The sequence below is a fragment of the Streptomyces sp. WMMB 322 genome, assembly GCF_900090145.1.
In the GTDB taxonomy this organism is placed as follows: Bacteria; Actinomycetota; Actinomycetes; order Streptomycetales; family Streptomycetaceae; genus Streptomyces.
This window is the reverse complement of record NZ_FMHI01000004.1, coordinates 392,627-407,089: the sequence shown is the minus strand read 5'-3', so window position 1 is coordinate 407,089 and position 14,463 is coordinate 392,627. Positions and strand designations below refer to the sequence as shown.

The 14,463-nt window shown below is 70.8% G+C and carries 13 protein-coding genes; 3 read left to right on the top strand and 10 right to left on the bottom strand.

The genetic code is table 11. The annotated features are described in order from the left end of the window. Positions 1-7: 7 nt before the first annotated feature. Positions 8-526 (bottom strand): DUF4240 domain-containing protein, encoded by a 519-nt coding sequence (locus H180DRAFT_RS09800; protein ID WP_175437746.1) that lies wholly within the window; start codon positions 524-526, stop codon positions 8-10. Between the two features lie 229 nt (positions 527-755). On the opposite strand from H180DRAFT_RS09800, the gene H180DRAFT_RS09795 reads away from it, so the two are divergent. Then, entirely contained in the window at positions 756-1,682 is a 927-nt protein-coding gene (locus H180DRAFT_RS09795) for an SDR family oxidoreductase (protein ID WP_055485576.1), read from the top strand. Between the two features lie 46 nt (positions 1,683-1,728). Here H180DRAFT_RS09795 and H180DRAFT_RS09790 read toward each other — a convergent pair whose 3' ends face one another. From H180DRAFT_RS09790 to H180DRAFT_RS09750, 9 genes are all read right to left on the bottom strand, one after another. Beyond that, on the bottom strand, positions 1,729-2,808 hold the full coding sequence (locus H180DRAFT_RS09790) for a helix-turn-helix transcriptional regulator (RefSeq protein WP_055485575.1): 1,080 nt from the start codon (positions 2,806-2,808) through the stop codon (positions 1,729-1,731). A gap of 128 nt (positions 2,809-2,936) precedes the next feature. Continuing rightward, entirely contained in the window at positions 2,937-5,654 is a 2,718-nt protein-coding gene (gene aceE / locus H180DRAFT_RS09785) for a pyruvate dehydrogenase (acetyl-transferring), homodimeric type (RefSeq protein ID WP_055485574.1), read from the bottom strand. 436 nt (positions 5,655-6,090) lie between these two features. Next, positions 6,091-6,564: an SRPBCC family protein gene (locus tag H180DRAFT_RS09780; protein ID WP_199822478.1), complete on the bottom strand. Its 474-nt coding sequence runs from the start codon at positions 6,562-6,564 to the stop codon at positions 6,091-6,093. A 140-nt stretch (positions 6,565-6,704) separates the two neighbouring features. After that, entirely contained in the window at positions 6,705-7,571 is an 867-nt protein-coding gene (locus H180DRAFT_RS09775; protein ID WP_055485572.1) for an amidohydrolase family protein, read from the bottom strand. A 9-nt stretch (positions 7,572-7,580) separates the two neighbouring features. Next, on the bottom strand, positions 7,581-9,110 hold the full coding sequence (locus tag H180DRAFT_RS09770; protein ID WP_055485571.1) for an acyl-CoA synthetase: 1,530 nt from the start codon (positions 9,108-9,110) through the stop codon (positions 7,581-7,583). A 3-nt stretch (positions 9,111-9,113) separates the two neighbouring features. Further along, positions 9,114-10,454: an MFS transporter gene (locus H180DRAFT_RS09765; protein WP_055485570.1), complete on the bottom strand. Its 1,341-nt coding sequence runs from the start codon at positions 10,452-10,454 to the stop codon at positions 9,114-9,116. Between the two features lie 42 nt (positions 10,455-10,496). After that, positions 10,497-10,955 carry a MaoC family dehydratase gene (locus H180DRAFT_RS09760; RefSeq protein ID WP_055485569.1) on the bottom strand — a complete coding sequence of 153 codons (459 nt, stop codon included), beginning with the start codon at positions 10,953-10,955 and terminating at the stop codon, positions 10,497-10,499. Beyond that, positions 10,952-11,854, bottom strand: a complete 903-nt coding sequence (locus H180DRAFT_RS09755) for an amidohydrolase family protein (RefSeq protein WP_139151372.1) — start codon at positions 11,852-11,854, stop codon at positions 10,952-10,954. Before H180DRAFT_RS09755 ends, H180DRAFT_RS09760 begins: the two co-directional genes overlap by 4 nt. A 35-nt stretch (positions 11,855-11,889) precedes the next feature. Continuing rightward, entirely contained in the window at positions 11,890-12,810 is a 921-nt protein-coding gene (locus H180DRAFT_RS09750; protein WP_302622435.1) for an SDR family oxidoreductase, read from the bottom strand. 115 nt (positions 12,811-12,925) lie between these two features. Here H180DRAFT_RS09750 and H180DRAFT_RS09745 point away from each other — a divergent pair, with 115 nt between their 5' ends. Both H180DRAFT_RS09745 and H180DRAFT_RS09740 read left to right on the top strand, forming a co-directional pair. Beyond that, entirely contained in the window at positions 12,926-13,786 is an 861-nt protein-coding gene (locus H180DRAFT_RS09745) for a PaaX family transcriptional regulator (protein ID WP_254665946.1), read from the top strand. 91 nt (positions 13,787-13,877) lie between these two features. After that, positions 13,878-14,462 carry a Uma2 family endonuclease gene (locus H180DRAFT_RS09740; RefSeq protein WP_055485565.1) on the top strand — a complete coding sequence of 195 codons (585 nt, stop codon included), beginning with the start codon at positions 13,878-13,880 and terminating at the stop codon, positions 14,460-14,462. The last annotated feature ends 1 nt before the right edge of the window (position 14,463 follow it).

The following is a 14,463-nucleotide window of genomic DNA, read 5'->3' as shown; positions in this document are numbered from 1 at the left end:
GGGCGGGTCAGCCGCGGAAGCGGTCCCAGAGTTTGGGGAGTCGTTCGGCGAGGGCCGCCTCGTCCTCCAGGTTGAGGGAGACGCCGGTCGGGTCCTCCTGCGGCTCGGGAAGGCCGAGATCGGGCATGACCGTGCCGGTGAGCTGCTCGTACGCCTCGTCGGCGGCGTAGCCGAGGTCCTCGGCGTCTCCGTCCAGCTCCTCGTCGAAGCCCTCCAGCACGTCGGCGAGGGAGTCGGCGTCGTGCGCCGCGGTCTCGAACACCTCGCGGCCCTGGCCGATGAGCCAGCAGCGGAAGGCGTCGAAGGCGTCGTCGCTGACCCCGTCCAGCAGAATCCACGCCGCCGCCCACAGGTCCCACTGGTTGGCGCGGTTGTAGCGGGACTCGAAATGCCGGGCGAAGAACGTCACGGCGTCCGGATCGAGGCGCGTCAGCTTCTCGATGAGCAGGTCGGCCTGCTCCTCGGGGTCGCCCTCGGCGTCCTCGCGGGTCGAATCGATCAGCGCCCAGAACTCGGTCTCGTCCATCACGAACACAGCATCCGCCTTGTACCCGCCAGACGCACGTGGACTCCCTCGGATGCCGCCTTGTCGTTACCGGGGCGCGTCGAGGTCTCAATGTGCGGCAGTTGTGACCATCCCATGAGGCACTCGTACCGGACGGGCCGCGGAAAGCCGGAAAGCTCGACAGAAGGTGTCCGGTTTCCGTGCGAGCGTGCTGTCCGCAAGGGTCGCCGGACACGAGGGAGGACGACGGGTGAACACAACAGGGGCGCTGGCGGGCAAGGTCGCGCTGGTCGCGGGCGCGACACGGGGGTCGGGCCGGGCGATGGCGGTGGAGCTGGGGAGAGCGGGAGCGACCGTGTACGCGACGGGCCGCACCACCCGCGAGCACGTCAGCGAGGTCGGCCGCGCGAGCGAGACGATCGAGGGCACGGCGGAGCTGGTCGACGAGGCCGGTGGCCGGGGCGTCGCCGTACCCGTCGACCACCTGGAGCCCGGGCAGGTAAGGGCACTGATCGAGCGCATCGACGACGAGCAGGGCCGCCTGGACGTCCTCGTCAACGACATCTGGGGCGGCGACCACCTCGTCCAGTGGGACCGGAAGATGTGGGAGCACGACCTGGAGCAGGGGATGCGCATGCTGCGGCTCGGCATCGAGACGCACATCGTCACCAGCCGGTACGCGATCCCGCTGCTCATCCGGCGGCCGGGCGGGCTCGTCGTCGAAGTCACCGACGGCACCGAGGAGTACAACGGCCCCCACTACCGCAAGCCGTTCTACTACGACCTGGCCAAGTACGGACCGCTGAGGATGGCCCGCGCTCTGGCCGAGGAACTGCCGGAGTACGGCGCGACCGCCGTCTGTCTCACGCCGGGCTGGCTGCGCTCCGAGGCGATGCTCGACACGCATTTCAAGGTGACGGAGGAGAACTGGCTCGACGGCGCCGCGCAGAACCCGCACTTCGCGATCTCCGAGTCGCCCGTCTTCGTCGGACGCGCCGTGGCGTCGCTCGCCGCCGATCCGGACGTGGCCCGCCTCAACGGGCAGTCCCTCTCCAGCGGCGGACTGGCGAAGGAGTACGGGTTCACCGACGCCGACGGGTCGGCGCCGGACGCCTGGCGCTACCTGGTCGAGGTCGACCAGGAGAGCCCGACCGCGGACGTGACCGGCTACCGGTGACCCGCTACCGGTGGCCCGTTACCGGTGACCGGCAGCCGGTGGCCCGCTACCGGTGGGCGGTCTCCGCCCGGCCCCCGCCGGCCCCGTACTGCGACGCCATGAGCCGTGCCGCGTCCGCGAACCGGGCGCGCAGCCCGGCGGGTTCGAGCACCTCGCACTCCGGGCCGAGCGCGAGCAACTGCGCGTAGGCGACGTCGAGGGATTCCACGGCGAGCACGACCGTGACCGGGCCGCCGTCCTCCCCGGCCGGGCCGCCGTCCTCCCCGGCCGGGGCGGAGGCGGCTCCGGCCCCTGATCCGGCCCCCGCCCTGGTCAGTGCCTCCTCCGCGGCCCGCCGGTCGGTCACATGACGCAGCGCACGCATCCCCGCCGGGGTCAGCCGCAGCACCACCTCGTCCCGCAGGATCGACTGCGCGAAGGCCGCGGACTGCTCCTCCCAGAACGCGGGCAGGTCGAACTCCTCGTCGCGTACGAAGTGTTCACCCGTCTCCTCGACGCCGGTGACCCGGTCCATCCGGTAGACCCTCCGCTCCCCGGCATCCGGCACGCGTGCCACCAAGTACCAGACGCCCGCCTTGAGCACGAGCCCGTACGGTTCCAGCTCCCTCCCGCTGGGGGGAGCACCCCCGTCCTCCGCTCCCCGGCGCCGGTAGCGCATCCGCACCGTGCGGTCGGCCCACACGGCGTCCGCGACCGCGGGCAGGTGCTCCGGCCGCTCCTGCGGTGGCTGCCACCACCCCGGTGCGTCGAGGTGGAAGCGCTGCGCCGCCGAGCGGTGCGCGTCGCTCAGCTCGGGGACGAGGGCCGCCGAGACCTTCAGCCGGGCGGCCGACGCGGCGTCCGCGAGACCCATGTCCCGCAGGGCGGACGGCACCCCGGACAGGAACAGGGCTTCGGCCTCGCCGCGTCCGATGCCGGTGAGCCGGGTGCGGTAGCCGCCGACAAGGCGGTAGCCGCCGCTGCGTCCGCGGTCCGCGTAGACGGGCACCCCGGCCTCCGACAGGGCCCGCACGTCGCGCGAGACGGTGCGTTCGGAGACCTCGAGTTCGGCGGCGAGTTCGGCACCGGTCATGGCACGCCGGGTCTGGAGCAGAAGCACCATCTTGATGAGCCGGGCCGCGCGCATGGCAGCATTCTGCCGCGGTGCCCTCGGGCGGTGAACCTTTGAGACGCCGGGCCGCGGGCCCCGGGCGCCCGGGGCCCGCGGCCGATGAGGCCGTGTGGCTCCGGGCGCCCGGCTGCCGCAGCCGCCGGTCAGGCCAGGCCGTAGCCTTCGGCCGCCCGCCGTACCGTCTCGTGCTTGACCTCGCCGCGCCGTGCGAGCTGCGCCAGCGCCGCCACGACGACCGACTCGGCGTCGACGCCGAAGTGGCGGCGGACCGCCTCACGCGTGCCGGAGAGCCCGAAGCCGTCCGTGCCGAGCGACGTCCACTCCTGCGGCACCCACTGGCTGATCTGGTCCGGGACGGCCCGCATCCAGTCGCTGACCGCGAGCACCGGGCCCGGTGCGTCCTCCAGCACGCGGGTCACGTACGGGGTGCGCTCCTCGCCCCGCAGCTGCGCGGCGTCGCACTCCAGCGCGTCGCGGCGCAGCTCGCTCCACGACGTCGCCGACCAGACGTCCGCCGTCACGCCCCACTCCTCGGCCAGCATCCGCTGCGCCTCCAGCGCCCAGTGGATGGCGGTGCCGCTGGCCAGGAGCTGGATGCGGGGCGAGTCGGGTTCCGGCGCCCGGCCTTCGCTGAAGCGGTAGAGGCCCTTGAGGATGCCTTCCTCGACGCCCTCACCGGCGGGCTGCGGCGGCTGGACCTTCGGCTCGTTGTAGACCGTGAGGTAGTAGAAGACGTCCTCGTTGAGTGCCGGGTCCGGACCGTACATGCGGCGCATGCCGTCCTTGACGATGGCCCCCACCTCGTAGGCGAACGCCGGGTCGTAGGTGACGACGGCGGGGTTGGTGGAGGCCAGCAGCGGCGAGTGGCCGTCCGCGTGCTGCAGCCCCTCGCCCGTCATCGTCGTACGGCCGGCGGTCGCACCGATGACGAAGCCGCGGCCCAACTGGTCGGCCAGGGACCAGAACTGGTCGCCCGTGCGCTGGAAGCCGAACATCGAGTAGAAGATGTAGAAGGGGATCATCGGCTCGCCGTGCGTGGCGTACGACGTGGCCGCCGCGGTGAAGTCCGCCAGCGAACCGGCCTCCGTGATGCCCTCGTTGAGGATCTGGCCGTCCGACGCCTCCTTGTAGTACAGGAGTTGGTCGCGGTCGACCGGGTCGTAGTTCTGCCCGAGCGGCGAGTAGATGCCGGCCGACGGGAAGAGCGACTCCATGCCGAAGGTGCGGGCCTCGTCGGGCACCACCGGTACCCACCGCCTGCCGGTCTCCTTCTCCCGCATCAGGTCCTTCACCAGCCGCACGAACGCCATGGTGGTGGCGATCTCCTGGCTGCCGGAGCCCTTCTTCAGCGTCTCGAATGGTTTCGCGGACGGCTCGGGCAGTGCCACGGGATGCACCTTGCGCGCGGGCGCGGGCCCGCCGAGCGCGGCGCGGCGCTCCTGCAGGTAGCGCACCTCCGGGGAGTCCTCGCCCGGGTGCACGTACGGCACGAGCTCGTCGTCCAGCTTGCTGTCCGGGATGGGCAGTTCAAGGAGGTCGCGCATCGCGCGGAACTCCTTGCCGGTCAGCTTCTTCATCTGGTGGTTGGCGTTGCGGGACTCGAAGCCGGGGCCCAGCGTCCAGCCCTTCACGGTCTGCGCCAGGATCACGGTGGGCGCGCCCTTGTGCTCGACTGCCGCCTTGTACGCGGCGTACACCTTGCGCGGCTCGTGGCCCGCGCGGGAGGTGTGGAAGCAGGCGGCGATCTTCTCGTCCGTCAGCAGCTTCGCCATCCCGGCGAGAGCGGGGTCGGCGCCGAAGAAGTGCTCACGGATGTAGGCGGCGTCGCGCGTCGCGTACGTCTGGAACTGCGCGTCCGGCACCTCGCGGAGGCGGCGGACCAGGGCGCCGGTGGTGTCCAGATGGAACAGCTCGTCCCAGGCGGTGCCCCACAGCGACTTGACCACGTTCCAGCCGGCCGCGCGGAACTGCGCCTCCAGCTCCTGCACGATCTTGAAGTTGGCGCGGACCGGCCCGTCGAGGCGCTGGAGGTTGCAGTTGACGACGAACGTGAGGTTGTCGAGCTGCTCGCGGCCCGCGAGGGCGAGGGCGGCCGTCGACTCCGGCTCGTCCATCTCGCCGTCGCCGAGGAACGCCCACACGTGGGAGGCGGAGGTGTCCTTGATCCCGCGGTCCGTCAGATAGCGGTTGAAGCGTGCCTGGTAGACGGCGTTGATCGGGCCGATGCCCATGGAGACCGTGGGGAACTCCCACAGCCACGGCAGGCGGCGGGGGTGCGGGTAGGAGGGCAGGCCGCGGCCCTCGCCCGGGTGCCGGGTCTCCTGGCGGAAGCGGTCGAGGTCGGCCTCGGTGAGGCGGCCGTCGAGGAAGGCGCGGGCGTAGATGCCGGGGGAGGCGTGGCCCTGGATGTAGAGCTGGTCTCCCGAGCCGCCGGACGCCCCCGGTTCAAGGCCTTCCTTGCCGCGGAAGAAGTGCTGGAAGCCCGTCTCGTAGAGCCAGGCGGCACTGGCGAACGTCGCTATGTGACCGCCCAGGCCGTAGCGGCTGCCGCGCGTCACCATCGCGGCGGCGTTCCAGCGGTTCCAGGCCGTGATCCGGGACTCCAGTTCCGCGTCGCCCGGATATTCCGGTTCGGCGGCGGTCGGGATGGAGTTGACGTAGTCCGTCTCCAGCAGATGCGGCACCGCCAGCCCGCTGTCCTGGGCGTGGCCCAGAGCGCGGCGCATCAGGTACGTGGCCCGCTCGGGACCGGCATGCGCGACGACGGCGTCCAGCGATTCCCGCCACTCGGCGGTCTCCTGCGGGTCGCGGTCCACGAGCTGGTCGAGCTCGCTCGGACGGTTGCGTACGGGGCGGGGCATGGTGGCCACCTTCCGGACGGGCGGACGGGATGGAGGGGATTGGACGGGGAGGGGCTCTCCGGGTGGTGGAGGCTCCGCGGGGGTGCGGGGCTCCGCGCGGGTGCACGGGGGTCCGCGGGTTCCGCTGGGTGCGGAGGTTCCGCGCGGTGCGGGAGTTCCGCTCGGCGCGGCGCCTCCGCGGGTGCGGGTCTTCCTGAATGGCAGGACAGGATCGGCCCAGCAATTGGACTGTACGCCTGCGATCGATGATCGATCAAAGGGTCCAGCGAAATTGGCATTCCGTGCCACGGAAGTCGGCACGCGGTGCCGAGGCTCGCAGGGTGCGGTTTCCGGGTGCCGGGGGTGCGCCTCCGGGGCCGGTGCCTGGCCCCTTGGGGTGCGGGTCCGGTGCGTGGCCGCTCCGGGGGCGGGGCCGCCACCGCGGCGCGCCCCGCGCTCAGGATCCGGCGAGTTCCGCCAGGTGGTGCAGGGAGTTGGTGAGGTGCTCGGGGCCGAACGGTGGGAAGTCGATGTACTCCCGGATGGACTGCGGCACCGCCGACCAGTCGTAGGTGAGCGTGACCTCGGTCTCGGACGGTCCGAGTGCCGCCAGGTCGAAACGCCAGGTCCAGCCGCCGAAGTCCAGCCGGCCTTCGTCCGTGCGGTATCCCGGGAGCCAGCCGATGGCGCGCGGAGGTTCGAGCACCTGGACCTTGTTGGCCACCTGGTAGTCACCGTTCGGATGATTGGGGTGATACATGTCCATACGGAAGATCTGCCCGACCTCGGTCAGGGGCGCCCGGTCGGCGGACTGCTGAACCCAGCCGGTGCCGTCGATCGCGGAATGGGCCGTCGGGTCCGCCAGTACGGCGAACACCGTCGCCGCGGGCAGGGCGACAGTCAGGGTGGCGCTCACGCTCTCCTCGGCCACGGTGCGCACGCTCCTCGTCGTCGGGTCCCGGGTCTCCCCGGGCTGTGCCAGGGGGGCCTCTCAATGTGCAGACGACGACGCGCGGCGGAACTCATCGGTCGTCTGCGCGGAGCCCGTGCTCAGTGCGGTGGCGGTCATGCTCAGAGCCCGAACAGACGCGCCGCGTTGTCGTGGCAGACCGCGCGGAGCCACTCCGTACCCAGCTCCGTCGACTCCAGCGCCCGCAGCGCCTCGGCGTAGGTGTAGGGGATGTTGGGGAAGTCCGTGCCGAGCAGTACGCGGTCCTGGAGGGCCGCCAGGCGCGGCAGCGCCCGGCGGGGGAAGGGCGCCTCGGCCTCGGCGAAGGGCGTGAACGCCATGGTCGTGTCGAGCATGACGTTCTCGTGGCGCTCGGCCAGTTCCAGGAAGTCCTCGTACTCCGGCATCCCCAAGTGCGCGACGACCAGCGGCAGTCGGGGATGGCTGCCCAGCAGTGCGGCGATCGGCCCGGGCCCGGTGAAACGGCCGGGCCTCGGGCCCGAGCCGCAGTGCGTCACGACGGGGACGCCGGCGTCGGCGAGCAGCCCCCAGACCTCTTTGAGTGTGGGGTCGTTGGGGTCGTAGTCGCCGACCTGGAGGTGGCTCTTGAAGACCCGCGCCCCCTGTTCCAGCGCGCGCCGCACGTCCTCACCCGCGCTCGGCTCGGCGTAGAACGTTGCCGTGTGCAGGCAGTCCGGTGTGCGGGCGGCGAAGTCCGCGGCCCAGTCGTTGAGCCAGCGCGCCATGCCCGGCTTGTGCGGGTAGAGCATCGAGGTGAACGCCCTCACGCCGAACTCCCGCAGCAGCCGCAGGCGTTCCTCCTCCTCGTGCCTGTACTCGATCGGCCAGGGCCGGCCCACGAGGGGGCCGCCCGTGTCGAAGTACGCCCACACCTTCGTCAGTACGCGCTGCGGCATGAAGTGGGTGTGGACGTCCATCAGGGAGTCCAGGCCCAGCGAGCGGCGGAACGCCGCGACCTCGTCCGGCATGGGGACAGGCTAACCACCCGGTGGAAGGGGAAGTTCGCGGAGCTTCTGCTTCTGGATCTTGCCGGAGCCGGTGCGGGGCAGCGAGTCGACCTCTTCGAAGTACGCGGGGATCTTGTACTTGGCGAGACGTGCGCTGAGGAACGAGCGCAACTCCTCGGCGGTGGCGCGTGTTCCGGGGCGCGGCGTGAAGAACGCGCGGCCCGTCTGCCCCCACTTCTCGTCCGGCACGCCGATCACCGCGCACGCCGCGATCGAGGGGTGCTCGAAGAGGACGGCCTCGATCTCGGCCGGGTAGACGTTCTCGCCCCCGGAGATGTACATGTCCTTGACCCGGTCGACGATGGTGATGAAGCCGTCCTCGTCACGAGTCGCGACATCCCCGGAGTGAAACCATCCGCCCTCGGAGAAGGCAGCCGCCGTCGCTCCGGGGTCGTTCCAGTAGCCCGGTGTGACGTTGGGCCCCTGGATGAGGACTTCGCCCCGCTCTCCCGGTTCCGTCTCCGTCAGGTCGGGCCGTACGAGGCGCACATCGGCGAAGAAGACCGGCACGCCCGCCGATCCCGCCCGCTCGACGCTTTCCGCCGCTTCGAGCCACGTCGCGCCGGGTGAGGTCTCGGTGAGGCCGTAGCCCTGGCAGAAGACCAGGCCCCGCTCCTGGTACGTGCGGATCAGTGCCTCGGGGACGGGCGCGCCACCGGAGATCAGGTGGCGCAGCGAGGAGAGGTCGGCTCCGGGCCACCGCGGGGACTGGGCGAACGCGGCGAACATCGTCGTCACGCCGAACATCCAGGTGATGCGGTGCTCGGCGATCAGGTCGTAGCAGGCGTCGACGTCCCACGACGGCATGATCACGCTGCATCCGCCCTTGAGGAACGTGGGCAGCAGCGTCTGGTTGAGCGCGGCGACGTGGAAGAGCGGGGCGCTGATCAGCGTCACCTCGTCCGAGGCGATGTCCAGGCCCACCATCAGATTGAGCGTGTTCCAGATGACGTTGGCGTGCGTGAGGACGGCGCCCTTGGGCCTGCCGGTGGTCCCGGAGGTGTAGAGGATGAATGCGGGATCGTCGCGCGAGACCGTCGCGTCGAGGGGCGAGGGGTCACCCGCGGCGAGCCACGGCTCGTAGTCCCGCTCACCCGGGGACGGGTCGCGCAGGGCCACGACGCCGCGCAGGCCGCCGCGCGCGGTGAGGTCCGCCGCGGTCCTCGCGCACTCGGGGCCGTACACCAGCAGCGAGGCTCCCGAGTGGCCGAGCACGTAGTCGAGTTCGGGGGCCGTGAGGCGGAAGTTGAGCGGTACGAAGACGCCGCCGAGCATGTGCGTGGCGAACATCGTCTCGGCGAACGCCGGGTGGTTGGGGCCGAGATACGCCACCCGGTCGCCGGGCCCCACGCCTTCGGCTCTCAGCTGCGACGCGAGCCGGGTGCTGCGCCGGTGGACCCCGGCGTAGGTCACGGCCTCGCCGTCGTGGACGAACGCGGTGCGGCCCGGCGAGAGTTGAGCCCTCCGGCCGGGCCACGACCCGATGCCCTGGTTGTGCATCCCTCAGCTCCTGATCAGGGGACGGCGGCCGGCCTCGGGCTTCTCGGTGAGGTCCCGGTCGCGGGTCTCGCCCAGCATCAGGATGCTCACCACGGTCAGCGCACAGAATCCCGCGACGACCACCGAGATGGTGAGCGTCCCGCTTCCGCCGGTCGCCCGCTGGATCTCGGCGAAGAGCAGCGGCGCCAGACCGGCGCCCAGCCCGGCGAGCTGGTAGCCGAGGGATGCGCCGGTGTAGCGGCTGCGGGTGCTGAAGAGTTCGGCGCACAGCGCGGCCAGCGGCCCGTACATCATCGGGTGGATGACGGACTGGCCCAGCACCAGCGCCACCGTCAGCAGCAGGGCGCTTCCGGCGTCGGCCATGGGGAAGAGGACGAAGGCGAAGCCGCCCATGGCGACCGCTCCGGCGAGGACGACGGGCCGCCGCCCGACCCGGTCCGAGAGCGCGGACCAGCCGACGATCGCCGGTACCGCCAGCGCGGAGGAGAGCGTGAGCGCGTTCAGCACGGTCTGCCGCTCGTGGCCCGCCTGGACGCCGTGTGCGATGAGGAACGTCGTGAGTGTGCCCTGCGCGACGAACGCCGCGAGCCCGACTGCGACGGCCAGCAGCAGGTTGCGCGGATGGCGCCGCAGCACGTCGAGAAGGGGCAGCTTGCCGCCGCTCCCGGTGCGCGCCGCCGCGAAGACGGGGGTCTCCTCGACCCGCAGCCGCACGAACAGGCCGACGGCCAGCAGTACGACGCTCAGCAGGAACGGAACGCGCCAGCCCCACGCCAGGAAGGCCTCCTCGCCGACGACGGCGCCGGTCCCGGTGAGGGCAGCGGTGGAGAGGACCATGCCGAAGGGTGCGCCCGCGTTGGTGAAGGACGCCCACAGGCCGCGCCGCGACGTGGCGTGCTCGGCGGACATCAGGACGGCGCCGCCCCACTCGCCGCCGACCGCGACACCCTGCAGGACCCGCAGCAGCACCAGCATGACCGCCGCCCAGCTGCCGATCTGCTCGTACGTGGGGAGCACGCCGATGAGGAAGCTGACGGTGCCCATCAGGGTCATCGTCATCACGAGCATGCGTTTGCGGCCGAGCCGGTCGCCGAAGTGCCCGAAGACGACGCCGCCGAGGGGGCGGGCCAGGTAGCCGGCGGCGAAGGTGCCGAGGCTTGCCACGGTGCCGGCCAGCGGGTCCAGGTCGGTGAAGAAGACCCTGCTGAAGACGACGGCAGAGGCGGTGGCGTAGAGGAGGAAGTCGTAGTACTCGATCACGCTGCCGATGAAGCTGGACGTGACCGCGCGGCGAAGCTGGACGTTGCGGGGCGATGGGGTGGATGACGCTGCGGTTCCGGCCATGACTGGCCTCCCGTGTCGGTGAGTTGCAGGGGGAGCGTGAGCTCAGGGGTAGTGGCGGTAGAGGGCCTGGCCCGCACACGCCGGTTTGTCGGAACCGTCCAGTTCGACCGTGAAGTCGAGTTCCATCTGGACCCCGCCTCCGGACACGTCCGACACGGTGCCGACCTTGCCCGTCAGGCGGATCCTGCTGCCGACGGGGACGGGGCTGGGGAAACGCACCTTGCCCAGCCCGTAGTTGACGCTCATCGAGACGCCGCTGATCTGCAGCAACTGCGTGAAGAGCGGGATGACGAGGGAGAGTGTGAGGTATCCGTGCGCGATGGTGCCACCGAAGGGGCCGGAGGCGGCTGCTTCCTCGTCGACGTGGATCCACTGGTGGTCGCCCGTGGCGTCGGCGAACGTGCCGACCCGCTCCTGCGTGATCTCCAGCCAGTCGCTGCTGCCCAGGTCCTGACCGGCGAGGGCCTTCAGCTCCTCGACGCCGTGGACTGTGGTGGTCACGGGGTGGCTCCTTCCGACGTGGCGGCCGCCGGCTTGGTGAGGCCGAGCAGGCGCGCCGCGTTCTCCTTGAGGATCTTGGGACGTACCTCGGGTTTGATCTCGAGCTTGTCGAAGTCGGAGAGCCAGCGGTCGGGTGTGATGACCGGGTAGTCCGAGCCGAAGAGGACCTTGTCCTTGAGCAGGCTGTTGGCGTAGCGCACCAGTTGCGGCGGGAAGTACTTCGGCGACCAGCCGGAGAGGTCGATGTGCACGTATGGCTTGTGCGTCGCGACGGCCAGCGCCTCGTCCTGCCAGGGGAACGACGGGTGGGCGAGGATGATGCGCAACTCGGGGAAGTCCACGGCGACATCGTCGACGAGCATCGGGTTGCTGTACTTCAGCCGGATCCCGCCGCCGCCGGGCACTCCCGCGCCGATGCCGGTCTGGCCCGTGTGGAAGAGGGCGGGGACGCCGAGTTCCTCTATCGCCTCGTAGAGCGGGTAGGCCATCCGGTCGTCGGGTGAGAAGCCCTGGATGCTCGGGTGGAACTTGAAGCCGCGCACGCCGTGTTCGGTGACGAGCCTGCGCGCCTCCCGCACGGCCGCCCTGCCCTTCCACGGGTCGACGCTGCCGAACGGGATCAGCACGTCGGCGTGCTGCGCGCAGCTGTCGGCGACCTCTTCGTTGGAGATGCGCGGATGGCCTGTCGCATGCTCGGCGTCCACCGTGAACACCACGGCGGCCATGTTCCGTTCGCGGTAGTAGTCGGCCATCTGGCCGATGGTGGGCTGCCGTTCGGTGTGCGTCTTGAAGTACTCGGCGGAGGCGCCGAAGAGTTCGGGGCTGAGCGAGCCGTGCCCGTCGGCCGACACCTCGGCGTGGGTGTGCACGTCGATCGCCGTCAACTGCCCGGCGTCGATGGCTCCTTCGCGGGGTGTGCCGCCGGCCGGGCTCATCACTGACCCTCCGGCGGCCGCGGTGCGGGAATGCCGTACGTCTCGGGCTGGGCGCCCGGGCCCGACTTCCAGGAAGCGGCGATGGAGTCCGCATCCCATCCGCCGTCGGCGTACGCCGGGGTCTTCTCCTGCGGGTGCGACCACAGGGCGAGCCTGTCGCCGCCGATGCCGATGGCCTGCCCCGTCACGTCGGAGGCCGCATCGGAGGCGAGGAAGACCACGAGCGGTGCGGCGTCCTCAGCAGTACCGAACCCCTCTTCCTTGCGCAGCCATTCGGGCAGCGGGCCACCGGTCCTCTCCGCTTCCTCGATGACGGGCGCGAAGGCGGGGATCGTCTTCGTCATCTCGGTCGCGGCGACGGGGACGATCGCGTTCGCCGTGATGCCGGCGCGTGCGAGTTCCATCGCCCAGGTTCGGGCCATGGCGACGATTCCGGCCTTGGCGGCCGCGTAGTTGGTCTGCCCGAAGTTGCCGCGCTGCCCGGCGGGGGAGGAGACCAGGATCAGCCGTCCGCCGGTGCCCTGTTCCCGCATCCGTACGGCCGCCGCGCGTGCGCAGGTGAACGTGCCGCGCAGATGGACGTCGACGACGGCGTCGAAGTCCTCGTCGGACATCTTCCACAGCACCTTGTCGCGCAGTACGCCCGCGTTGGTGACCATGACGTCCAGCCGCCCGAAGTTCTCGACGGCCGCGTCCACCAGGGCGTCCGCTGTCGTCGTCCCGCCGACGGGAGCGACCACGGAGACCGCCCGGCCCCCGCCCGCGGTGATCTTCCCGACCGCGGCCTCGGCGGCCGCCGCGTCGACGTCGTTGACCACGACGGACGCGCCGGCGGCGGCGAGCGCCTCCGCGTAGGCGAGGCCGAGCCCCCGGCCGCTGCCGGTGACGACGGCTGCTTTCCCGGACAGGTCCATGGGCACGTACCTCTTTCGGCCACTGCTGCTCTTGCGTCGTACGCCAAGGAACGTACGGCAGTTCTGAGACGGCCGTCAATAATGTGCACAACATCGGTTTGCGGCCGCTACGCTCGTCAACGTGACGCCCAGCAGCTCAGAATCAGAAGAACCGGCCCGGGACGCCCCCGGCCCCGCCGTCCGTCCGCAGTCGCTCATGTTCAGCTTCTTCGGCATCCATGTACTCGGGCGCGGCACCGGCGTCTACTCCGGCAGCGTCATCGACGTCTTCGCACGCGTCGGCGTCGGCGAGGAAGCCGTGCGCTCCACGCTCGCCCGCATGGCCAAACGCAGCCTCCTGGTGCGCCACCGTCAGGGCCGCAAGGTCTACTTCGCCCTCACACCGCACGCGGAGGAGGTGCTCCAGGACGGGCACCGCCGCATCTGGGAGACCGGAGCCGTCAACCGGGACTGGGACGGCACATGGACGCTCGTCGGCTTCTCCCTGCCCGACAGCCACCGCCGCGAACGGCACGATCTGCGCTCACGTCTGCTCTGGGAGGGCTTCGGGCCGCTTCAGAACGGACTGTGGATCGCCCCCGGCGAGAAGGACGCCGCAGCGATCCTCGCGCCGCTCGGGCTCGCGGAGTACGTCACCGTGCTCCGGGCGCAGGCGTATCGGCCGACCGAGGCCGCCGACCTCGTACGCAAGGGGTTCGACGCGGCGTCGATCGCCGACGGATACCGCGAGTTCCTGCGGCGCTGGGACACGGGGGACCGCCCTCCGCTGCCGGCCGCGCCCGACGACCTGGCCCGCCAGCTGATGCTGCACACCGACTGGTTGCGGCTCGTCCGCCAGGACCCGCACCTCCCCGCGGAACACCTGCCCGAGGACTGGCCCGCGATCAGGGCGGAGACCTGCTTCCGCGCACTGGCCCGCAAGTACGAACCGGCGGCGGCCCGCCTCGCCGACGAGGTCCTCGACGTCATACCGGTCACGTGAGAGGTCGCTCACCTGAGTGACTCCCCGGCGACGAGGGCTCCCGCGTCCTTTGTTCCGCCAATACTGGCCTTCGCCTGAAAGGGGGTACACCATGACGGTTATGGCCGAGCACACGTCTCAGATGCAGGTCGAGGAGTTCGAAGAGATCGCCTCCAAAGCACCCGAGACCGTCATGTTGGAGTTCATCGACGGACGGATCGGGGTCAAGAGCATGCCTGACGGGGACCACGCAACCATCACCATGTGGTTGATCAGGCAGTGCATCCAGGCTCGCCCCGACCTGGATCTGCATCCTGAGCAGGGCCTCAAGGTCGGGTCGTACCGTAACGGCCGGGCCCGTGCCGACGGTGTGCTCGCCCCAGTGGCCCACTTGGCCGGCCAGGGAGAATGGGCCGATCCGAGCGGCGTCCTGATGGTGCTGGAGGTGACCTCGTACGACGAGGACACCGACCGGCGGGACCGCTGTGAGAAGCCGTCCGCCTACGCCGCAGTGGGCATCCCCGTGTACCTGCTCATCGACCGGGACTCCGGCACGGTGGTCGTGCACAGCGGTCCGGATCAGGAAGGCGCTCGCTACCGGGACGTCCACACCTCCCGTTTCGGGGAGAAGGTGAAGCTCCCGGAACCCGTCGGCATGGAGCTGGACACGGAGATCCTCAAGAACTACGTCCCCTGAG

What these genes read in the sequence shown, in the direction of transcription:
- H180DRAFT_RS09800 (WP_175437746.1), bottom strand. Translation starts at nt 526, where the DNA reads ATGGACGAGACCGAGTTCTGGGCGCTGATCGATTCGACCCGCGAGGAC.
- H180DRAFT_RS09790 (WP_055485575.1), bottom strand. Translation starts at nt 2,808, where the DNA reads ATGCGCGCGGCCCGGCTCATCAAGATGGTGCTTCTGCTCCAGACCCGG.
- aceE (WP_055485574.1), bottom strand. Translation starts at nt 5,654, where the DNA reads ATGCCCCGCCCCGTACGCAACCGTCCGAGCGAGCTCGACCAGCTCGTG.
- H180DRAFT_RS09775 (WP_055485572.1), bottom strand. Translation starts at nt 7,571, where the DNA reads ATGCCGGACGAGGTCGCGGCGTTCCGCCGCTCGCTGGGCCTGGACTCC.
- H180DRAFT_RS09770 (WP_055485571.1), bottom strand. Translation starts at nt 9,110, where the DNA reads ATGCACAACCAGGGCATCGGGTCGTGGCCCGGCCGGAGGGCTCAACTC.
- H180DRAFT_RS09765 (WP_055485570.1), bottom strand. Translation starts at nt 10,454, where the DNA reads ATGGCCGGAACCGCAGCGTCATCCACCCCATCGCCCCGCAACGTCCAG.
- H180DRAFT_RS09740 (WP_055485565.1), top strand. Translation starts at nt 13,878, where the DNA reads ATGACGGTTATGGCCGAGCACACGTCTCAGATGCAGGTCGAGGAGTTC.